Origin of the sequence: Massilia sp. YIM B02443 (assembly GCF_030411955.1) — a bacterium.
Classification (GTDB): domain Bacteria; phylum Pseudomonadota; class Gammaproteobacteria; order Burkholderiales; family Burkholderiaceae_D; genus Telluria.
Map to the genome: position 1 here is coordinate 131,440 of NZ_JASNRA010000006.1, position 20,512 is coordinate 151,951.

Sequence of the window (20,512 nt, forward strand, 5' to 3'; positions counted from 1 at the left end):
CATGCGTGCCTATCAAATCCTTCCCGGCGCAAACATCGACGGTTTGCAATGCATCGAGTATCCCGAGCGCGCGCTCGGCCTGGGCGAAGTGCGCATCCGCGTGCACGCCGTCTCGCTCAACTACCGCGACCTGATGGTCGCCAGCGGCAATTATCTGGTGACGGTGGACGATCCGATCATCCCGTGCTCGGACGGCGCCGGCGAAGTGCTGGCGGTGGGGCCGGGCGTGAGCCGGGTGCAGGTCGGCGACCGCGTGGCCGGCTCGTTCTTCCCGCACTGGATCGACGGCGCACCCACGCCCGACAAGGTGCGGCACGGCCTGGGCGGCGACATCGACGGCATGCTGGCCGAAGAAGTCGTCCTGCACGAAGACGCGCTGGTGATCGTGCCGCCGTCGCTGTCGTTTATCGAAGCGGCCACCATGCCGTGCGCGGCGGTGACGGCATGGAATGCGATCTTCGTGTCGAGCAACAACGTGAAGCCGGGCGACACCGTGCTGCTGCTCGGTACCGGCGGGGTCTCGATCCTGGGCCTGCAGCTGGCGCGCGCGGCCGGGCTGCGCACCATCGTCACGTCGTCCAGCGACGACAAGCTGGCGCGGGCGCGCGAACTGGGCGCCCACCACACCATCAACTACGCGAACATTCCCGAATGGCAGGATGAAGTACTGCACCTGACCGGCAACCTGGGCGCCAGCGTGGTGCTGGAAGTGGGCGGCAAGGGCACCGTAAACCGCTCGGTGGCGTCGGCGGCGATGGGCGGCACCGTGGCCATCATCGGCGGCGTCAGCGGCTTCGGCGGCGAGGTCAATCCGGCCACGCTGCTGTCGAGTGCCAAGCGCATGGTCGGCATCTATGTCGGCAGCCGCAGCATGCTGGAGGACGTGATGCGCTTCGCCGACGTGGCCGGGGTCAAGCCGACGGTCGACCGCGTGTTCCCGTTCGGTCAGGCGCAGGAAGCGTACCGCCACATGGCGTCCGGCGCCCACTTCGGCAAGGTCGTGATCGACGTGACCGCACGGTAACTGCGCAGTCTCGACTAGCGCCGCAGTTTCGGCACCAGTTCGATCTCGAACAGCTTGGGCCACAGCTTGCCGGTGACGAACAGGCGCTTGCCCTTGCTGTCCCAGGCGATGCCGTTCAGGACGGCATCGACTTCCCTGGTGCCGCGCTGATCCGGCGGCAGCAGTCCGGTCAGGTCGATCACTCCCAGCACCTTGCCGGTGTCAGGGTCGATGCGGGCGATCAGTTCGCTGCCCCAGATGTTCGAATACAGCTCGCCGTCGACCATTTCCAGTTCGTTCAAGCGGTCGACCGGGCGGCCCTCGGCCGTCACCTGCACCCGGCGCAGTTCCTTCATCGTCTTCGCATCCAGGATGCGGATGAAGGAGCTGCCGTCGCTCATGTACAGCTTGCCGGCGTCGCCCGCCAGTCCCCAGCCTTCGCCTTCGTACTTGAAGGTCTGCTTGAGCTTGAAAGTCTTGAGATCGAACACGTAGCCCACCTGCGAAGTCCAGGTCAGGCCCACCAGGTTGTTGCCGACCGGGGTCGAACCTTCGCCGAACACGTCGGCCGGCAGATCGGCCTTCTGCAGCACCTTGCCGGTCTTGAGCTCTACCTTGCGGATCGTCGAGCGGCCATATTGGCCAGTGCTCTCGTACAGGTGGCCGTCGCGGTAGAACAGGCCCTGGGTAAACGCTTGCGCGTCGTGCGGATAGGTGTTCTTGACGATGAAGCCGTACACGGGAAGCGCGGCCTGGGCGCTGCCGGCGACGACCAGCGCGGCGGCGAAGGTGGAGAACTGTTTCAGCATGGGTGGAGTCGGGAACGGTGGCAGGCAACTGTAGCATGAAGGCCGGCGCCGCGTTCGCCACCCATGCCGCGCCGCTCACCGCTCAGACATAGGCCAGCAGCCGCCCGCAGGCGATCACGCCGATCCACAGCAACAGCGAGGCGCCCGCGTGCAGCCGGGCGGCGACAGGCGGCGCGTCACCCCAATGCGCCGCGCGGCGCCAGGGACCGGCATGGAAGACAAGGGCGTTCAATCCGGCAGTGGCGATCAAGGCCAGCTTGAACAGGAAGACGCGGTTGTCCAGCAGCTCGGGCTGGGTCGAGAACATCAGCAAGCCGCTGGGCACGATCAGGAGCAGGGCGATCCATGACCACGGCAGCAGGTGGCGCGCCAGCGCCTGCACCGGCAGGGCGCGCCCCAGGCCGAGCAGGCGCAGGTCGAACATCGCCACCGCACCCACGAGCACGCTGAAGCCCACGATGTGGGCGATCTCGACCATCGGGTACAGCCACGGATCGTCGCGCATCGCCTGCGCGGGCGCGGTCGACGCGACCCAGGCGGCGACTTCGTTCAGGAAGCTCAGCGCAGCTCCGTGACCTTGTCGCCGACGGTGATGCGCTCGGCGCGCAGCTCATCGGGCTTGGTGCGGTTGGGGTAGCCATAGACGCTGGCCTTGCCGCCGGGCGCCAGCATGGCCTTGGTCAGGCCGCGGTTTTCCATGCGTCCGGGCGGGGCCAGCACCACCAGCCAGGTCTTGTCCGCCGTTTTCAGGCGCACGTAGCCGTGCGGCTGCTGGTAGCCGGACTCTTCGATGGTGCCGGACAGCTGCAGCGGTTTGGAGGCGTCGTATTCGCTCCAGCCGTGGTGGGCCAGGGCGCCCGTCGCCATCAGGGCGGCGGCCAGGATGGAAAGGGACAGCATGCGCTTCATGATTCGCTCCAGGTGAAGAAATCGGTGACGGATGCGACGGACGAGTGAGATACTCAGCTTAGCGCGCCGCACGCCGGCCCGTCGCACGACTGCGCCGGGCCGCCTCTTCGCACAGGAAGCACGCCATGCCCAGCTACCGCATCGCCACGCCCGCCGACCCCGCCCCCTGCTGGGCGATGCGCACGGACGCGCTACGGGTCGGCTGTGCCACGCACTATCCGCCGGCAACAGTCGAGGCGCTGTGCGCTGCTGCGCCGCCGGCCAGCATGCCGGGTCTGTTTGCGGCCGGTGGCGCCATCGTGGCCGAGGAAGACGGGCGTATCGTCGGCTATGCGGTGCTCGATCGCACCAGTGGCGAAATCGATGCCGTCTTCGTTTCGCCGGCGTGCCAGGGACGCGGCATCGCCCGGCGGCTACTGGCCGGGCTGGAAGCAATGGCCGCCGAGCGCGGAATCAGCCACCTGTTCCTGTCCGCCTCGCTCAACGCGGCGCCTTTCTACGAGCGCGCCGGCTTCCTGCATGTGCGCGATGCGCTGTACCGGCATCGTGGCGGCTTCTTCATGGCCTCGGTGTACATGGAAAAGCAGCTCGCCTTGCCTGCCGGTACGGCCGCCCTCAGTGGGTCGGGATCGGATGCTCCACCAGGTAGGCGTTGAACTGGTTGACCCATTGGTGCTCGTGTGGCCCGGCGTTGTTACGCATCGGCAGGGCCGATTCGACCACGACTTCTTCCTTGTCGCCCGCCAGGCCGGCCATGGTCTGTTCGATGAAGGCGTCGAGCGGCATGGCGCGCGGGTCGTCGCCCTTCTTGATCAGGTCGGTATTGACCCAGGGCGGGGCGATTTCCTGTACGCGCACCGTGGTGTCGCGCAGCATGAAGCGCTGCGACAGCGTGTATGAGTGCAGGGCGGCCTTGGTGGCGGAATACACGGCGGTCTGCGCCAGCGGGGTATAGGCCAGCACCGAGGTGTTGTTGACGATGGTGGCGTGCGGCCGGGCCTTCAGGTGCTCGATCAGGGCCGAGGTCAGGCGGATCGGACCGAGCAGATTGGTGGTGACGGTCGAGAGCATGGTTGCCTCATCGATGCTGCCGGCGGCGTCGTCGAAGGGCATGATGCCGGCGTTGTTGATCAGCACGTTCAGGTGCGGGAAATCGGCGATCAGCCGGGCGGCGGCGCGGCGGATGCTGTCCGGGTCGGCGATGTCGAGTTCGACGCCGTGCATGCCGGGGTTGGCGGCCACCACCTCGTCCAGCAGCGCCTTGCGGCGGCCGGCCACGATCACGGTGTTGCCCAGCTTGTGGAAGGCTTCGGCCAGGCCGCGGCCGATGCCCGACGTGCTGCCGGTGATGAGGATGGTGTTGTCGGTCATGCGCATGATGCTCTCCTTCGGTGCGTGGTGGGTTGTCGATGTGAACAGTCTACGCAGGCACATCATGGCTCGTTGGTCGTATTTCCCTCGTTTTAGGACATCGTGCGATTCCCGTCCATCGTCTGGAACATACTATTTAAACGGTATAAATAAAAATGGCGTGCATCGCTGCACGCCATTGTCACCGCACTGTTGCCGCCCTTGATTGGGGCCGCCGGCAGGTGTATCAGATAAAGGTGAAGGTCGCCTCTTGCGACAGGCGCGACTTCGGCAGCGCCTTGTTGAAGTCGGCCTGCGACGAGTAGCCAAGGCTCAGCAGCACCAGGCTGGTCAAGCCCTTTTCATTGAGGCCGAATTCGGCGTCCAGGATCTGCTGGTCGAAGCCTTCCATCGGCGTGGCGTCGATCTCCAGCGCCGCCGCGCCCAGCATCGCGGTGCCCAGCGCCAGGTAGACCTGCTTCTCGAGCCACTGCGCCACGTCCTTGCCGCCGAAGCGGTGCTGTTTCACGTAGCCGCGGCGCCCCGCATCCTGGCCGGCGCGCGCCGCGTCGTCGCGGAAGCGGCCGTCGCGCGCTTCCTGTTCCAGCAGCGCGTTCAGGTGCGCGTCGTCCATGTCGATGCGCGAGCACAGCACGATCACGTGCGAGGCGTCGTTGATCTTGGCTGCGTTGTAGGCATAGCCGCCCTGCGCCGCCTTGGCGATGCGCGCGCGGCCTTCCGGCGTGTTGGCGACGACGAAGTGCCACGGCTGCGAGTTCACCGACGACGGGCTGTTGCGCAGCAGGTCGTATACCTGCTGCATCACTTCCTCGGGGATGCGGCGCCCGGCATCGTAGGCTTTGGCAGTGTGGCGCTTCCTGGCGGCCGACAGAATATCCATGCTGGTCCTTTCAGTGTTGTATTGGGGTCGGATTCGGTATCCGATGTTAAGCGATCCCGGGCTCACGCGTACTCGAGCACGATTTTTCCGTGGGCGCGGCCGCTTTCGATCAGCGCGTGCACGCGGCGCAGGTTCTCCACGGTCAGCGCGCCGGCGTTCTCGCTCAGCGTGGTCTTCAGCGCGCCGTCCTCGATCATCCCGGCCACGCGGTTGAGCAAGTGGTGCTGGGCGATCATGTCGGCGGTCTGGTACATCGAGCGCGTGAACATCAGTTCCCAGTGCAGCGAGATCGACTTGCGCTTGAGCGGCACCACGTCCAGCGTGTCGGGATCGTCGATCAGCGCCAGCTGGCCCTGCGGCGCCAGCACCTCGACGATCTGGGCGAAGTGCTGGTCGGTGTGGGTCAGGCTGATCACGATGTCGACGTTGTCGAAACCCAGCGCCTTCAGTTGCGGCTGCAGCGGCTGCGTGTGGTCGACCGTGTGCTGCGCGCCCAGCTCGCGCACCCAGTCGCGGGTGACGTCGCGCGAGGCGCTGCCGATGACGGTCAGTTTCGTCAGCCGGCGCGCCAGCTGCACCAGGATCGAGCCGACGCCCCCACCGGCGCCGATGATCAGGAGCGTCTTGCCGGCGCCGCCGTTTTCTTGCACGCGCAGGCGGTCGAACAGCAGTTCCCACGCGGTGATCGAGGTCAGGGGCAGGGCCGCCGCTTCCGGGAAGCCCAGGTTGCGCGGCTTGCGGCCGACGATGCGTTCGTCCACCGCCTGATACTCGCTGTTCGAGCCGGGGCGTGTCAGGTCTCCCGCGTAGAACACTTCGTCGCCCGGCGCGAACAGCGTCACCTCGCTGCCGACGGCGCGCACGATGCCGCTGGCGTCCCAGCCCAGCACGCGCGGGTCGGTCACCGCCACGCCGCGCCGGATCTTGGTGTCGACCGGATTGACCGACACCGCGCGCACTTCGACCAGCAGGTCGCGCGGGCCGGCCAGCGGCATCGGCAGATCGCGTTCGACCAGGGCTTGCGGGTCGTCGATTGGCAGGCCGTGTTGCGTATACACTATCGCTTTCATCATTTTCTCCTGAACCTATGCGTGAAATGGGACTGGCAACGATTCTAGTGACCCGCGCCGCGCCGGAACAGCGCCACGGCAGGGATACACTTTCACGGCTGGAAAGAAAATGATCCGCCTCGACGACCTGGCGCTGTTCGTGCGCAGCGCCGCCCTGGGCAGCTTTTCGCAGGCCGCGCGCGAAGTCAACCTGCTGCCCGGCCAGGCCAGCGCCGCGATCCAGAGGCTCGAGCGCGAACTCGACATCCGCCTGTTCGCGCGCTCCACGCGCAGCCTGCGCCTGACCGAAGAAGGCAAACGCTACCTGCCGTTCGCCGAGGAAGCGCTGCAGGCGCTGCGCGCCGGCCATGAAGGCTTGCGCGGACCCGGCACCGCGCTCAATGGCACGCTGCAGATCGCGGCGCCGTCCGACTTCGGGCGCAACGTGCTGCTGCCGTGGATCGCCGAATTCCGCCAGGATCATCCGGGCCTGGACATCCAGCTGCTGGTGTCGGACCAGGTCACCGACGTGTTCCGCGATCCGGTCGACATCGCGCTGCGCTACGGCCAGATCGACGACGCCAGCTTCATCGCGCTGCCGGTGGCGCCGGCCAACCGGCGCGTGCTGGTGGCCTCGCCCGCCTATACCGCGCGCCACGGGCGGCCGGCGTCGCTCGACGCGCTGGCCGCGCACCGCTGCCTGGCCTACCGCCTGCGCGGCCGGGTCTACGACCGCTGGTGCTTCCCGACCGAGGACGGCGAGCGGCTGGTGCAGATCGCCGGCCCGCTGGTGAGCGACGACGCCGACGTGGTGCGGCGCTGGGCCCTGGCAGGCGAGGGCATCGCCTACAAATCCTGGCTCGACGTGTGCGCCGACGTGGTGGCGGGACGGCTGGAAGTGCTGCTGCCCGCCGTCGTCGGCCAGGCCACGCCACTGAACCTGGTGTGCCCGCACCGCAAGCAGTTCTCGCCGGCGGTCAAGCTGCTGCATGCGCTGGTCAGCGAACGCTGCGCGCCGCTGCTGGACCGGCTGGAGCGGCTGCCGGAAACGCCTGCGGACAGCGCCTCCCTGGCCTGACAGGCGATTCGCACGCGACGGCTGAGCTGCGTGATGTGTCGGACATGACAACTCAGCAGTATTAGCGAGGATGCAAATTTTTACTGCAATGCATCCGGGCGATGCACTTCCCGGCCGCCGCCAGGGCGCCATGGGGACGCAGACTTACACCACCAGCATGACGGCCAGCACCAGCATCATGGTCCCGGTCAGCGCCTCGATCACGCGCCACACGCTAGGGCGCGCCAGCAGCGGGGCGCAACGACGTGCGCCCAGGCCGAGCGCCGTGAACCACAGCACCGAGGCGGTCATCGCGCCCAGCGCGAACGAGCCGCGGCTGCCTTCGGCCAGGCTGCTGCCGACCGCGCCGAGCAGCACCACCGTGTCCAGGTACACGTGGGGGTTGAGCAGCGACAGCGCGATCACGGTCGCCAGCGCCGCGCCCAGCGTCTGCGCCCTGGCGTCGGCCTCCAGTGCGATCGCCGCGCCGCCGCGCAGGCTGCTCTTCCAGCAGCGCAGTCCATACCACAGCAGGAACGCGGCGCCGCCGTAGCGCGCCACCGCCAGCAGCGCCGGCGACGCTTCGATCAGCGCCCCCAGGCCGCTCATGCCGAGCGCGATCAGTGCCACGTCGATGACGATGCAGGCCGCCACCGTCGCCGCCACGTGCTGGCCGCGCACGGCGGTGCGCAGCACGTGCGCGTTCTGGGCGCCGATCGCCATGATCAGGCTGGCGCCAAGGCCCAGCCCCTGAAGAAAAACCTGATGCGAGAACATGCGTCCCTCCGTGGAAAGACGCCACTATCCCAGCCACTTGGGTCATCTTCAATTATATTCATGATTATTCAGCCCACTTAAGCCACGCTAATCGAAGCATGAAACTCGACCCGCGCCGGAGCAGCGCCTTCCTTGCCGCCGTCGACGCCGGCAGCCTGGAGCTGGTCGCTACCCGGTTGAACATCACGCCGTCGGCAGTCTCGCAACGGATCTCGGCGCTGGAGCAAGACCTGGGCACGCCGCTGCTGGTGCGCAGTCGTCCCTGCCGCCCGACCGTGCCCGGCACCCGCCTGCTGCAGTACCTGCGCCGTTCCAGCCTGCTGGAGTCGGAATTCCTCGCGGGTATGGGGATGGACAGCGGCCCGGCGCGGGTCACGCTGGCGGTCACCAACGACACGCTGGCGACCTGGCTGCTGCCGGTGCTGGCGCCGATCCTGGAGCGCGAGGGCCTGCTGGTCGAATTCATCCTCGACGACCAGGGCCACACCTTCGCCCTGCTGGAGGCCGGCCAGGCGCTGGCCGGCATCTCGGGCGAACCGGAACCGATGCATGGCTGCAGCGCCAGCGCGCTGGGCGTGATGCGTTACCGGCTGGTGGCCTCGCCCGCGTTCAGGCAGCGCTGGTTCGCCGATGGTGTCTCGCGCGAGGCGGCGCGCCACGCGCCGGTGATGGTGTTCAACCGCAAGGACGCGCTGCAAGCGAGCTTCCTGCTGCGCCACTTCGATTTGCCGGAAGGCGCGTATCCGTTTCACTACGTGCCGGCCAGCGACCCATACGTGAACGCGATCCGTTACGGCCTGGGCTACGGCCTGCTGCCGCTGGAGCAGTGCGCGCGGCTGCTGGCCAGCGGCGAACTGGTCGACCTGACGCCCCAGCTGCACGTCGACGTGCCGCTGTACTGGCACGCCTGGCGCATTCAGCCGCCGCGGCTGGAACGCATGGGTGCGGCGCTGGTGAAGGCGGCGCACGCGGTGCTGCTGCCGATCGGCCCCGCCTGAACGCGCAGATGCCGGATACCGTGGGCGCGGCAATGCATGATTGCGTTATGGCGCCGGCACTCCTACACTCGAGCTTCAATACTTCGAATCGCAAAGGGATACCGACGTCATGACTGAAGCTTCTCCGCTGCCGCAACTGGTGCTCTGTGTGCCTGGACCATGGGAAGACCGGTCCCAATTCCTGCGGCTTCTGATCGAGCGAACGCAAGGCGCTTATCTCTTCGCCGGCCAGATTCTGATGCACGTCGAGACCAAGAAGGCATTCACGCTGGAATTCGAATCACGCGACGAGCGCATGTCCGGTGCGTTCTCCGCTGCCGGCCATCACTGGCGTGATTCGGACGCCATGCACCTGATCGATGCCCATCGCAGCGTCGTCTACCTGCTTGGCTCCGGCGAATCGGAGAAGGAGATCGCGGCGCTCATGCTCGCAGCCCAGGCCCTGCTGGATGCGGGAGGGCTGGGTGTCAAAGTCGAAAACACGGGTGTGGCGCATTCCCCTGCCAGCTGGAAGACCATGTGTTCCGAGCTGCATCTGTTCAGTCCCTACAGAGCCTTCGTCATCGTCGTGACCTCTAGCAATGAAGCCTATTCGTGCGGCATGCATTGCTTCGGCCTGCACGATGTCCAGGTCATCGACGCGGATGGAGACAGCGCCTTGCAGGTCGCGCGAACGTTTTCCTGGTATCTGTACACCGAGCGTCCCTCGATCAGCGATGGGCAAACGTTTGCCTGTGACGAGCATGCCCCGGCTTACCGCATCTCGACGGGCGCAGGTGTCGCCTATGAGCCGGATTCGATGTTCAAGAATCCCTATGGCACGTGGGAGCTCCAGCGTTGTTGATGTCATCGTCCCCGCTCACACATGGTGCGTCACCGCTGGCCTGCTGCTGCCGGCAGCGACAGCAACGGCATGTGCCCGGACATCCGGCGCCACCGGCCACCACTGCGCGCTGCCCCAGATAATCTCCGGCACCAGGAATATCCACAACATCGGCATGTCGGCCGCCAGCATCGCCCAGCCGATCCAGAACGCGAAGATCAGGCGCGCAGTGGCGTCGAAGCGGCCCAGGCGCAGGCTGGGCGCCCACAGGCGCGCCGAGGTCCAGGTCAGCACCAGGGTGCCGAGCAGGGTGGCGAGCAGGAAGTGCACGGTCTCGAACGGCGCCAGCGGCGCCGCGCCGAACCATTGGTTCAGGCGCGAGAGCTGGGCGTACAGCAGGGCGAAGGTCCAGGGCGTGGCGAACGGCAGGATCTGCACCATGTCGTAGACGGCGCTGGCGCGGATCAGGCGCAGATAAGCGGAGTGGGACAAGCGGGGCATCGCGGGCAGGGACATGGCGGATCCTCGGTGAGCATGCCCGATGCTGGCACGATCCGGCGCCGGCCGTCTTGCGCGCCAATGAAAAAACGGGCCGGCTGCTTGCGCAACCGGCCCGTTCAGCCTTGCGGCCGGAGAGCGTCGTTACTGGTTCAGATTACGAACCGATACGGCCGCCGTCGTTCTTGGTGATGACGATGGTCGCCGAGCGCGGACGCTTGCCGGCGCCGTAGCCCGCATTCGCCGGCCACTGGCTGGTGAACTTGGCGGCGTCGCCGACGTTGGCGGCGGCGGTGGTTTCGCCCGGGTGCTGGATGTTGACGAACAGCGCCTTGCCGTCCGGCGTCTCGGTGATGCCGGTCAGTTCGCAGCCGACCGGGCCGACCAGGAAGCGCTTGAGCGTGTCGGCGCTGGCGGCCTTGCCCACGAAGGTGTCGACGGAGAGGGTGCTGCCGTCGGTCTTCGGATAGGTCAGCGTGACCTTCTTGCCGTCGCCGACCTTGCCCGGCAGGCCGGCCACCATCATGCAGTTGGTGACGTCGGTGTAGGCGCCGTCGTCGGTCTGGAACCAGCAGATGCCGGTCGAGTGGCTGAACGCCAGGCCGTCCGGGCTCGAGAAGTCCTGGTCATTCGTCAGGCCAGAGAGGTTGATGCGGCCGGCATCGGCGGCGGCTTCGGCGCCGAACAGGTAGACGTCCCACGAGAAGCTGGTGGCGGTCGAGCCGGCGGCGTCTTCCGCCACGCGGATGATGTGGCCGTTCGAGTTGCCCAGCTGGGCGGTCGAACCCTTCATGTCGGTGTACGAGCGCGGGTTGGCCGCGTCCGGGGCGACCTGGCTCGAGCTGCTCGGCTCGACGCGGCGGTTGCTGTTGTTGGTCAGCGTGTAGTAGATCTCGCCGTTGGCCGGGTTCACCGCGCACCATTCCGGACGGTCCATCCTGGTCGCGCCGACGGCGTCGGCCGCCAGGCGGGCGTTGACCAGCACGTCGGCCTGGTCGGCGAACTTGTAGTTGGCGTAGGCGGCGATGGCGGCGTTGGCGATGTTCAGCTCGATCCACTGGCCCTTGCCGTCGGCGTTGAACTTGGCGACATACAGCTTGCCGCTGTCGAGGTATTTGTCGCCCATCGCGATGCGGTCGGCGGCGGTGGCGTCGGCAGCGTTCCAGACCGCGGTCGAGACGAATTTATAAATGTATTCGCCGCGCGAATCGTCGCCCATGTACACCGCCAGCGGCTGGCCGGCGACGAGTTTGCCGAACGAGGCGCTTTCGTGGGCGAAGCGGCCCAGCGCGGTGCGTTTTTTCAGCGGACGGGTCTTGTCGTAGGCGTCCATCTCGACGATGTAGCCTTCGCCGTTGAGCTCATTGCGGTAGTCGTCGGTACCGTCGGTGGACGTGCCGGTTTTGCTGATGTTCCAGCGCTGGTACTTGTCGTCCGCGCCGCCGGTTTCCCAGCCGTGGCGCGACGCCGCGCCCTGCGCCACGCCGTAGCGGTTGAGCGAGGTGACGCTCTTGTCGCCGCGCGCGGCGTTGTCGGTGCCCGAGCGGGTGAAGTAGCCGGCCCAGTTCTCTTCGCCCGACAGATAGGTGTTCCACGGGGTGCGGCCGGTGCCGCAGTTGTTGATGGTGCCGCGGAATTTGGTGCCGTCCGGCGAGTACTTGGTCTTGACCAGGGCGTTACCGCGCACCGGGCCCGAGATCTGGACTTCGGTCTGCTGGTGCACGCGGCGGTTGAACATCGAACCCTGCAGGTATTCCCACTTGCCGTTGTTGTTGCGCACTTCGACGATCGACAGGCCGTGCAGGGCCATTTCCTTGTCGACTTCGAGGGCCGGACGCGGCAGCGAGTTGGTGCCGCCGTTGGCGTGCACGAAGAACGACGGCAGGCCTTCGTTGGTGGTGGCTTCGTGGTTCATCGCCAGCAGGCCGCGCGTCACGCCGGTGGTGGAGACGCCGCCGGTGTCGGACAGCGAGAAGAATTCCATGCCGTCGTGGTGGTCGCCGGCGCGGTTCTCGAAATCGGTGTCGGTGCCGTCGTTGCGGTAGGCGGCGGTGGTGTTGCTGATCGGGTCGCCCAGCGCGTACAGGACGGTGGCGGTGTAGCCGGCCGGGACCGACACGCTGTCGGCCAGGCTCTTGCCGACGGCGGTGAAGCCGAGCAGTTTTTCGGTCGGGGCCGGGTTCGGCGGCGTGGTGCCGCCCGGGGCCGGGGCCGGCGCCGGCGCAGGATCGTCGTGGTCCGAACCGCCGCAGGCGGTCAAGCCCATGCTGCCCAGGATGGCGGTGGCGGCCGAGGCGGCGCCGCCGCGCAGCAGGTTGCGGCGGCTCAGGCGCTTCTCGAGCACGGCGCTGAAATGTTCGTTCGACGAATTGTTGGTATCGAGGTCGTCGTGGTCGATGCGGGCGAGGTCGTTCGGCTTGTTCACGGAGAGAATCCCTGTTTATAGTTAGGAAAGTCCGTGAATGGTAGTAAGAGAAAATGACCGGTTTGTGACCATTTGATCACCATTTGATGACATCGCTGCATGTACTTACAAAATATTTTGTGGGATTTTTCTTACAAAGTTTGTGCGCTTATTCCTAATAGGAAGGCGCTCGGATAGACTTTCGGCTCAGAAAACCAGGCTTGTCTGTTTTAATCATTCGCATCGAAACAAAGGACATCATGCAGGACAGCGACCACGTGCCGGCACAGGAAACGATCACCCTCGGCTGGTCGCTGTTCGAAGCCATTCCCGACTGCGTGCACCTGATCGATGCCCAGGGCGCGATCGTGGCGATGAACCGGAATGGCATGTGCGCGTTCGACATCGACGACCCCGATGCGCTGCACGGCAGCGCCTGGCGCGCGCTGTGGCCGGACGCCTCGCGCGCCGCGATCGACATCGCCCTGGCGCAGGCGCGCGCCGGCGCCACCGGCAAGGCGCAGGTAGCCTGTCCGACCGTGAAGGGCCGGGAGAAATGGTGGGACGTGGTGGTGACCCGCACCGCCAGCCCCGACGGCCACCAGGCGCACTTCCTGGCGATCCTGCGCGACATCACCGAGCAGGTCACGGCCGATGCCGAGCGCGCGCAGCTGGCGCGCCAGCTGCAGGCGGCCAGCGAACGCTTCGAGAAGATCGTCAGCCAGGCGGCCACCGGCGTGGTGCAGATGGACACCGAAGGGCGCATCACGCTGGCCAACGAGCGCTATTGCGCGATGGTCGGCCGCAGCGAGGCCGAGCTGCTCGGTCTGAGCGTGATCGACGTCACGGCGCCGGAGTCGGTGGCCGACACGCTGGGCGCGGTGGAGCGCCTGAAGGCCGGCGCCAACGGCGTCGTGCTCGACAAATACTACCTGCGGCGCGACGGTTCGCGCATGCCGGCCACCAGCAGCGTGAATGCGCTGCGCGGCCCGGACGGCGAATTCGAAGGCCTGGTGGCGATGGTGCTCGACACCACCGAGAATAAACGCACCGAAGAGACCCTGCGCCGGCTGGCCGACGACCTGGCCGAATCGGACCGCCGCAAGACCGAGTTCCTGGCCACGCTGGCGCACGAGCTGCGCAATCCGCTGGCGCCGATCCGCAACGGGCTGAGCGTGATGCGCCTGGGCGGCGACAATCCGGCGGCGGTGGGCAAGGTGCGCGAGATGATGGAGCGCCAGGTCGGCCACATGGTGCACCTGATCGACGACCTGCTCGACGTCGCCCGCATCAGCGGCGGCAAGCTCGAACTCAAGCGCCAGCACTGCGACCTGAAGACGATCCTGGCCAGCGCGGTCGAGACCAGCCTGCCGCTGATCGAGGCCGGCCTGCACGAGCTGACGGTCGACCTGCCGGATGCCTCGCTGGCGCTGGATGCCGACGTCACGCGCGTCGCCCAGGTGGTGGCCAACCTGCTCAACAACGCGGCCAAGTACACGCCACCGCGCGGCCGCATCCGGCTGGCGGCATGCCGCGACGGTGGCGAAGCCGTGATCGCCGTTTCCGACAGCGGGGTCGGCATCGCCAAGGATGCGCTGGACAGCGTGTTCGACATGTTCAGCCAGATCGGGCGCACGGTCGACCGCTCGCAGGGCGGACTCGGGATCGGCCTGTCGCTGGTGCGGCGCCTGGTCGAGATGCATGGCGGCACGGTGAGCGCCGCCAGCGCCGGCGCCAACGCCGGCAGCGTGTTCACGGTGCGCCTGCCGCTGGCCGAGAGCGGCGCCTGCGAACCCCTGGTACGCGTCGGCGCGCCACAGCAGGATGGCGCGGCCGGGATGAAGGTGCTGGTGGTGGACGACAACGTCGACGCCGCGGTGACGCTGTCGATGATCCTCGACGCCTCGGGCTACGTCACCCGGGTGGCGCACGACGGCTACGAGGCGCTGGAAGTGGCGCGCGCGTTCCTGCCGCGCGTGGCTTTCCTCGACATCGGCATGCCCGGCATGAGCGGCTACGACACCGCGCGCGCGATCCGCGCCACGCCCGAACTGGCCGGCATGACCCTGGTGGCGCTGACCGGCTGGGGCGCCGAGAGCGACCGCCAGCGCTCGAAGGAGGCGGGGTTCGACCAGCACCTGACCAAACCGGTGCAGCTGGCGGTGGTGGAGGAGTTGCTGGCGGGATTGTAATGCGGGCGGAGAGGCGAACTATTTTTGGCAGGCACCCTTAAAACCGTCGTTCCCGCGCAGGCGGGAACCTAAATTTGCGTGCTCTGCCACTTACGTTTTCTTGCACTGGCTGCAGCACGAACTTGGATTCCCGCCTGCGCGGGAATGACGGTTTCAAGGCGGAGGCTAGAGCATGCGTAACGATGTTCGGAGGCTGCAAGGCGCCAAGTCCCTACGTCCTGCGCAACTCGTCTTCCAGATCGCCGATCAATTCGGCCACCGTCGGCGTGATGCCCTTGTCCCCCGGCGTATAGAACACCCCCGGCAGCACGCTGTCCTCTTCCAGCTGCGGCAGCAGTTCGTCGAGCAGTTCTTCGAGCGAGAACGCCTGGGCGTCGTAGCCGTCCCATTCGAATTCGGCGCACAGGCTGGCATAGTCGCTCGACGGCCACATGGGAAACACCAGGGTGCCGTCGTCGGTCTTGGCCAGGGCCCAGCCCTGCTGGTACAGGCCCCAGACTTCCTGCGAGTCGGCCACGCGCTTGACGAAATACTCGTAGCGCGCCGGACCGGGCAGCGTGACGACGGCCGCCAGCTGCTGGGCGCCCAGCTTGATCGCCGAGAGGATACGTTCGCTCATCACCATTCCCGTAGTTGGAGGCGCAATGCCTGACAGGCCTACAGGATACGCCATCGCGGCCGGCGCGCGCGTTTCTTGCGAACCGTGCGCGCCCGGCGCCCCCGGCGCAAGCCTCAGGAGGCGGCGCAGTACAGGCCGCAGTGCAGCCTGTAATGTACGTCGTGGCGGTCGGCCGGCGCCGCGTCCAGCACCAGGAAGGCATCCCAGCCCAGGCGGCCCGGGCGCACCGTGTCGAGCGCCGTGTTGCGCACGTCGGCGGCGCGCAGCACCAGCTCGATCTCGTACTCGAGGGCGACGCCAGTGAACAGTCCCAGCACGCTGTGCAGCGCGCGCGCGGCCAGCGCGCCGGGCAGGAAGGCCTGGAAGCGCGCGTGCGCCAGCGGTCCAAGGGTCAGGCGCAGGCGCAGGCTGCGCTGCCAGATGCGCGCGCCGGCGATCGCGCGCGAGCCGAGCACCGCGCTGTCCTGTCCCAGCACGGTCTGCTGCGCCGCCGGCACCTCGTACCAGGCGCCGACGAACTGCTCGGCCTCGACCGGTTCGCCGAAGTAGTCGGACAGCACCCGCGCCAGCTGGGTGCCGGACACCGGCCGGTGCCGCACCGAGGCCGCGAAATAGGCGATCGATTCGTCCAGCACCGCGCCCTGGCTGCCATCGGTCAGGCGCCGCCGCAGCGCCGCATTGCCCAGGCCGGCCAGGCTCAGGAGCAGCGGCAGGAAGGCGTCCTGGCCGTCCAGGCCGTACTTGAAGGCCAGCCGATACTTGCGCCAGGCTTCGTAGAACAGCGCCAGCGAGCGGTTCGAAAAGGCGTCCAGGAAAGCGCGCGCGCCGTCGTCCTCGGGTTCGTTCTTGTGCTGCGCCTGGTGTTCGGCCAGGCGCTCGGTGTAGTGCGCCGGCAGCACGCCGTTGCCGCCCAACAGTCCCATGAAGGCCGGCGTCAGGCGCACGTAGCGCAGCGTGCCGTCGTGCGCGGCGTCGCCCAGTGCATTGGCGCTGCGCTCCAGCGCCGGCTCGGTGGCGATCGCTTCGAGCTGGCTGGCGGGGAAGCCGAGCGACAGCGAATTCTGGAAGCGCAGCAGGCGTGGCAGCAGGTTGCGGGTCGGCTGGCCGCGCCGCGCCAGCCACAGTTCCAGCAGGCGCACCGCCTGGAAGAACTCGAAGCGCCACGGCTGCTGGAACAGGCGCTCGATTACAGCAGGCTCAAGTCGCCGCTTCGGGGTGGGCATCGCAGCAGCTCCTCGCCGGATTGGTGGGACACGATCACCAGCTGGGTGAAGCTGTTGGCGTGCACGTACAGCGCCAGGAAGCGCTCGACGATGTGGGCGAAGGCGTGGATGCCGCTGCCGACGAAGGCTTCTTCGTCCGCCGTCAGCCTGACTTCGATGCCGCGCACCAGGCAGTTGAACGGATTGCCCGACAGCCAGGTGCTGGTGGCCTGGTAGGCGATCGCCACAATGCCGCCGATCTGGCGCGTCGATGCGGGAGAGCGCGGCAGGTCGTGCAGCGCCAGCATCTCGCGGAAGGCATCCACGCCGCCGTCGGCCAGCGACAGGTGGTTCAGCGACAGCAGCGAGATCAGGCGCCAGTGCGCCGCGCGGCCGCGCGCGAAACGCCAGGTGGGACTGGGTTTGCGCAGGAACGAGATCGCCTTCGTGCTCGAGCCGCCTTCCAGGAACAGGTCGCCGCCCGGCTGGCCGTAGGCCAGCGCCGAGGGCAGGTCGCGGTTGGTGCAGGTCAGCTCCAGGTTGAGGGTCGTGGTTTCGACCTTGGCCGGGTCGAAGTCGATGTCGACGATCGAGATCTGGGTCTCGAAGCCGGGGCTGCGCTCGGCCAGCGATTCGTCGCGCCGCATGGCCCAGTAGTGGCCGTTGCGCTCCGGCGTCTGCGCGTGGCGCAGTGAATAAAAGGGCTGGAACTCGACGATCGTTTCGCCCTGCGCGCTCTGGCGCACCAGGTTCACCGATTCGATCGCATTCACCTCGAACGCATGGGCGCGGCGCGCATCGGCCAGCACCGGGTAGCTGGCCGTGGCATGGGTCAGGCGGATCGGTTCGCCGCGCTGGCTGAACAGGTTGATCACCGGGGTGCAGCCGGTGAGCAGGTTGTTGGTCGAGAGCGTGCCCAGCATGCGCGCCAGGTTGGAGTCGCTGCGGATGCCGCCCAGCGCCAGGTGCAGGGTGATGGTGCGGCTGCCGGGCGGCGCGGCGGCGCACATGGCCGCCAGGTCGAGGTCGATGAAGTTGAACTTCTCGGGGAAGCAGAAGTATTCGGTGAGCAGGCGGTAGGCGGCGTGCGAGCGCGCCGGGAAGTCGATCAGGGCGTCCGCCTCGTCGAAGCCGGCGCTGCGCACGGGAATAGCCGGCAACGCACTCCAGCGCCCATTTCCGTGCTGACCTTCGGCCTGGACGTAAGCAGCGACCGCGCGCACCAGCAGCGCGTCGCGCAGGGCGGCGCAGAACGATGGCTCGCCATCGAGGAACAGGCGCAGCGCCGGCACGCCCAGCGCGCCGATGCCGCCCTGGTCGGCGCTGCAGGCCAGGGTCAGGCTCAGGCACGAACTGGCGTTGCCGGGCAGGTGCACGGCGTCGGGCGCGCTGATGATCGGCGAGAAGGCGGCGCGGCGCACCTCGAGCGGCGCCACCGTCACGTCGTACACGGTGCGGAAGGTGCAGGCCACGCCGCGTACCGGGCGCGTATCCAGAAGGGTGCCGCGCGCCATCACGCTGGCGCCGGTCTGCTGGCGCGCGGCGGCGCCGACGTCGAGCTGCGCGATCGAGCACGAAGGGAAGGGTCGCAGGTAGTGCGGATACAGCACCTCGAACAGCGCTTCGGTGAACTCGGGATAATCGTCGTCGAGGCGCTTGGCGATGCGCGCATTCAGAAAGGCGAACGACTCGATCATGCGCTCGGTGTGCGGGTCTTCGCACACTTCGCCGCTGATCAACAGGCGGCCGGCGACGCGCGGATAGCGCTCGGCGAACTCGCGCAGGCTGCCCCGCAGCCAGGCCAGTTCGCTTTCGTAATAGGGCAGCAGCTGTTCCACGCTCAGGCTCCGGCGACGACAGGGACGGCGGCGGCAGCTGGAGCGAGAACCGCGACGGACACCGGCTGGCGCGCGCCCTTGCGCGGCGCGCTCGCGCGGATGCTGTACTGGAGCGTGGACGGCTGCATCACGGCGTCGAAGTTGACCGGCTCCTGCGACAGGCTGCCCACCAGCAGCCCGGTGATCGAGAAGTCGAGGCGGTTCACCGATTCCTCGCGCACTTCCAGCTGCGCCTTGACGTCGCGCAGGCGCGGCTCATGGCGCGCGATGGTGCTTTCGATGCTGGCGCAAATCGCGGCGCGGTCGGTGGGGCTGGACAGCGAGCGGTCGGCGAAGTCGCACATGCCGTAGCTGACCATCGAGGCCCCGCATTCCGGATAGGCGGCCAGCTCGCCGTCGCGGATGGTCGAGCGCGTGTTGAGCAGCGCTTCCAGGTCGCGCGCCACCGCGTCCTTGAGTTCCTCGACCGTCAGGCGCGTGGCGACGACGCCATTGCGCACCGGCAGACCGAGCAGGCGGTCGAACAGGTCCGGCGTGAATCCCTTCATTGTTGCCCCCTTGCTCTTGCATCCAGGTTGGTGTTGCTTTCCGAAACCAAATCGCATCCTGCCACGGCGTCTCGCGCCAACCTTTGATCAAGTTCACATGCGCAATTGCGTCCGCTCGCTATCGTGTTCTTCGGCAAGTTCACAACACCCACACAATAGCGAGCGACACGACATGACCAGCAAAGTTCTCTGGGGCGAAGGCCTGCTGCTACGCCCGCAGCATTTCCAGCGCCAGGACGCCTATCACGATCACAGCCTGCAGCGCGGCATCAAGGCGGTCCATCCCTACGCCTGGGGCGTCGAGCTGCTTGAGCTCGACCGCGAAGCGCTGGGCAGCGGCATGCTGCGCATATTGGGGCTGTCGCTGCGCTTCCAGGACGGCGAACTGGTCGACGCGCCCGGCACCGACGACCTGCCGGCCGCGGTCGACCTGGGCCAGCTGCCGCAGTCCGTGCAGGCCGCCACCTATTACGTGGCGCTGCCGATCCTGAAACCGTTCAACGCCAACTTCTCCCCGCCCGGCCAGTCCGCCCTGTCGGCGACCCAGGCCGCCAATCCGACCCGCTTCGTGCAGGCCAACCAGGAAACGCCCGACCTGTACACCCAGGCCGCGCCGGTGCAGCTGGCCTACCTGAAACGCGCGGTGCGGCTGGTGTCCGAGTTCGAGCCGCGCGACGGCTATATCCACTTTCCGCTGCTGCGCGTGCGGCGCGCCGCCACCGGCGGCTTCGAGGTCGATCCGGCGCTGGTGCCGCCGACGCTCTCGTTAGGCGCGGCGCCGGTGCTGTTCCAGGGCTTGCGGCGCCTGCTGGACGCACTGCAGGCAAAGGTCGGCGCCCTGTACGGCCACCACCGCGAACCGACCCGCAACGTGATCGAGTTCCGCTCGGGCGACATGTCCTCGTTCTGGCTGCTGCACACGGCCAGTTCGGCCTATGCCTGCCTGTCGCACCACTTCCACCATCCGGGCCTGCATCCGGAACGGCTGTTCCAGGAACTGCTCGACGTCGCCGGCGGCCTGATGACCTTTTCCAAGAGCTGGACCCTGGCCGACCTGCCGCAATACCAGCACGGCGACCCCGGCCCCGCGTTCGCCAAACTGCATTCGATCATCCGCGAGCTGCTCGATACCGTGATCTCGGCCAAGTACTTCGGCATCGCCCTGTCCGAGGTACGGCCCTCGTACCACATCGGCGCGCTCGACTCGGGCAAGATCGACGACGACACCACCTTCTATATCTCGGTCGGCGCCGACATCCCGGCGGTGGAGCTGGTCGACGTGGTGCCGCTGCGCTTCAAGGTCGGCGCGCCGGACGACGTCGAGAAATTCGTGCTCTCGGCCCTGCCCGGGGTGCGCCTGCAGTACACGCCGCAGCCGCCGGCCGCGATCCCCGTGCGCCCCGACACCTGCTACTTCATCCTCGAGTCGAAAGGCCCGATGTACGAGCGCATGCTCAAGGCGCAGTCGATCTCGGTCTACGTCCCGGCCGGCATGAAGGAGCTGCGGCTGGAACTGCTGGCCGTGGCCGCGTGAT

At 67.4% G+C, this 20,512-nt stretch carries 20 protein-coding genes; 7 read left to right on the forward strand and 13 right to left on the reverse strand.

The genetic code is table 11. From position 1 onward, the window contains the following. Nucleotide 1: 1 nt before the first annotated feature. Complete coding sequence (locus QPK27_RS08665; protein ID WP_290417817.1) at nucleotides 2–1,024, forward strand: NAD(P)-dependent alcohol dehydrogenase; 1,023 nt, start codon at nucleotides 2–4, stop codon at nucleotides 1,022–1,024. A 14-nt stretch (nucleotides 1,025–1,038) separates the two neighbouring features. Here the strand turns inward: QPK27_RS08665 and QPK27_RS08670 are convergent, their stop codons facing one another. From QPK27_RS08670 to QPK27_RS08680, 3 genes are all read right to left on the reverse strand, one after another. Beyond that, complete coding sequence (locus QPK27_RS08670) at nucleotides 1,039–1,812, reverse strand: glutaminyl-peptide cyclotransferase (RefSeq protein ID WP_290417818.1); 774 nt, start codon at nucleotides 1,810–1,812, stop codon at nucleotides 1,039–1,041. An 82-nt stretch (nucleotides 1,813–1,894) separates the two neighbouring features. Then, nucleotides 1,895–2,317 carry a DUF6644 family protein gene (locus QPK27_RS08675; RefSeq protein ID WP_290417819.1) on the reverse strand — a complete coding sequence of 141 codons (423 nt, stop codon included), beginning with the start codon at nucleotides 2,315–2,317 and terminating at the stop codon, nucleotides 1,895–1,897. A gap of 53 nt (nucleotides 2,318–2,370) precedes the next feature. Continuing rightward, nucleotides 2,371–2,721 (reverse strand): DUF6152 family protein, encoded by a 351-nt coding sequence (locus QPK27_RS08680; RefSeq protein ID WP_290417820.1) that lies wholly within the window; start codon nucleotides 2,719–2,721, stop codon nucleotides 2,371–2,373. Nucleotides 2,722–2,846: 125 nt separating this feature from the next. Here QPK27_RS08680 and QPK27_RS08685 point away from each other — a divergent pair, with 125 nt between their 5' ends. Next, nucleotides 2,847–3,377, forward strand: a complete 531-nt coding sequence (locus tag QPK27_RS08685) for a GNAT family N-acetyltransferase (protein WP_290417821.1) — start codon at nucleotides 2,847–2,849, stop codon at nucleotides 3,375–3,377. Here the strand turns inward: QPK27_RS08685 and QPK27_RS08690 are convergent. The 3 genes from QPK27_RS08690 to QPK27_RS08700 all read right to left on the reverse strand — a co-directional run bounded on the left by QPK27_RS08690 (nucleotide 3,337) and on the right by QPK27_RS08700 (nucleotide 6,042). After that, nucleotides 3,337–4,098, reverse strand: a complete 762-nt coding sequence (locus QPK27_RS08690) for an SDR family oxidoreductase (RefSeq protein WP_290417822.1) — start codon at nucleotides 4,096–4,098, stop codon at nucleotides 3,337–3,339. The two genes, QPK27_RS08685 and QPK27_RS08690, sit on opposite strands and share 41 nt — an antisense overlap. A 220-nt stretch (nucleotides 4,099–4,318) precedes the next feature. Further along, a complete protein-coding gene (gene nfsB, locus QPK27_RS08695; protein WP_290417823.1) occupies nucleotides 4,319–4,972 on the reverse strand; it encodes an oxygen-insensitive NAD(P)H nitroreductase in 654 nt (217 codons plus the stop codon). A gap of 62 nt (nucleotides 4,973–5,034) precedes the next feature. Further along, complete coding sequence (locus QPK27_RS08700; protein ID WP_290417921.1) at nucleotides 5,035–6,042, reverse strand: zinc-binding alcohol dehydrogenase family protein; 1,008 nt, start codon at nucleotides 6,040–6,042, stop codon at nucleotides 5,035–5,037. 109 nt (nucleotides 6,043–6,151) lie between these two features. On the opposite strand from QPK27_RS08700, the gene QPK27_RS08705 reads away from it, so the two are divergent. Further along, nucleotides 6,152–7,099: a LysR family transcriptional regulator gene (locus tag QPK27_RS08705; RefSeq protein ID WP_290417824.1), complete on the forward strand. Its 948-nt coding sequence runs from the start codon at nucleotides 6,152–6,154 to the stop codon at nucleotides 7,097–7,099. Between the two features lie 144 nt (nucleotides 7,100–7,243). Here QPK27_RS08705 and QPK27_RS08710 read toward each other — a convergent pair whose 3' ends face one another. Next, a complete protein-coding gene (locus QPK27_RS08710) occupies nucleotides 7,244–7,855 on the reverse strand; it encodes a LysE/ArgO family amino acid transporter (protein ID WP_290417825.1) in 612 nt (203 codons plus the stop codon). A gap of 98 nt (nucleotides 7,856–7,953) precedes the next feature. Here QPK27_RS08710 and QPK27_RS08715 point away from each other — a divergent pair, with 98 nt between their 5' ends. Both QPK27_RS08715 and QPK27_RS08720 read left to right on the forward strand, forming a co-directional pair. Then, nucleotides 7,954–8,853, forward strand: coding sequence for a LysR family transcriptional regulator ArgP (locus tag QPK27_RS08715; protein ID WP_290417826.1), 900 nt, complete (start codon nucleotides 7,954–7,956; stop codon nucleotides 8,851–8,853). A gap of 109 nt (nucleotides 8,854–8,962) precedes the next feature. After that, nucleotides 8,963–9,697, forward strand: coding sequence for a DUF4261 domain-containing protein (locus QPK27_RS08720; protein ID WP_290417827.1), 735 nt, complete (start codon nucleotides 8,963–8,965; stop codon nucleotides 9,695–9,697). Nucleotides 9,698–9,712: 15 nt separating this feature from the next. Here the strand turns inward: QPK27_RS08720 and QPK27_RS08725 are convergent, their stop codons facing one another. Next, complete coding sequence (locus tag QPK27_RS08725; RefSeq protein ID WP_290417828.1) at nucleotides 9,713–10,192, reverse strand: hypothetical protein; 480 nt, start codon at nucleotides 10,190–10,192, stop codon at nucleotides 9,713–9,715. A gap of 139 nt (nucleotides 10,193–10,331) precedes the next feature. Further along, the gene (locus QPK27_RS08730; protein WP_290417829.1) at nucleotides 10,332–12,599 is read right to left on the reverse strand and encodes a PhoX family phosphatase; all 2,268 of its coding nucleotides are present in this window, start codon (nucleotides 12,597–12,599) and stop codon (nucleotides 10,332–10,334) included. Between the two features lie 239 nt (nucleotides 12,600–12,838). On the opposite strand from QPK27_RS08730, the gene QPK27_RS08735 reads away from it, so the two are divergent. Further along, nucleotides 12,839–14,770, forward strand: coding sequence for a PAS domain-containing protein (locus QPK27_RS08735; RefSeq protein WP_290417830.1), 1,932 nt, complete (start codon nucleotides 12,839–12,841; stop codon nucleotides 14,768–14,770). A 211-nt stretch (nucleotides 14,771–14,981) separates the two neighbouring features. Here the strand turns inward: QPK27_RS08735 and QPK27_RS08740 are convergent, their stop codons facing one another. The 4 genes from QPK27_RS08740 to tssE all read right to left on the reverse strand — a co-directional run bounded on the left by QPK27_RS08740 (nucleotide 14,982) and on the right by tssE (nucleotide 18,977). Then, nucleotides 14,982–15,389 (reverse strand): DUF2750 domain-containing protein, encoded by a 408-nt coding sequence (locus QPK27_RS08740; RefSeq protein ID WP_290417831.1) that lies wholly within the window; start codon nucleotides 15,387–15,389, stop codon nucleotides 14,982–14,984. Between the two features lie 113 nt (nucleotides 15,390–15,502). Next, a complete protein-coding gene (gene tssG / locus QPK27_RS08745) occupies nucleotides 15,503–16,612 on the reverse strand; it encodes a type VI secretion system baseplate subunit TssG (protein WP_290417832.1) in 1,110 nt (369 codons plus the stop codon). Beyond that, nucleotides 16,576–18,429, reverse strand: a complete 1,854-nt coding sequence (gene tssF, locus QPK27_RS08750) for a type VI secretion system baseplate subunit TssF (protein WP_290417833.1) — start codon at nucleotides 18,427–18,429, stop codon at nucleotides 16,576–16,578. Before tssF ends, tssG begins: the two co-directional genes overlap by 37 nt. 2 nt (nucleotides 18,430–18,431) lie before the next feature. Beyond that, nucleotides 18,432–18,977 (reverse strand): type VI secretion system baseplate subunit TssE, encoded by a 546-nt coding sequence (tssE, locus tag QPK27_RS08755; RefSeq protein ID WP_290417834.1) that lies wholly within the window; start codon nucleotides 18,975–18,977, stop codon nucleotides 18,432–18,434. A 172-nt stretch (nucleotides 18,978–19,149) separates the two neighbouring features. On the opposite strand from tssE, the gene tssK reads away from it, so the two are divergent. Continuing rightward, nucleotides 19,150–20,511, forward strand: coding sequence for a type VI secretion system baseplate subunit TssK (gene tssK / locus QPK27_RS08760; protein WP_290417835.1), 1,362 nt, complete (start codon nucleotides 19,150–19,152; stop codon nucleotides 20,509–20,511). The last annotated feature ends 1 nt before the right edge of the window (nucleotide 20,512 follow it).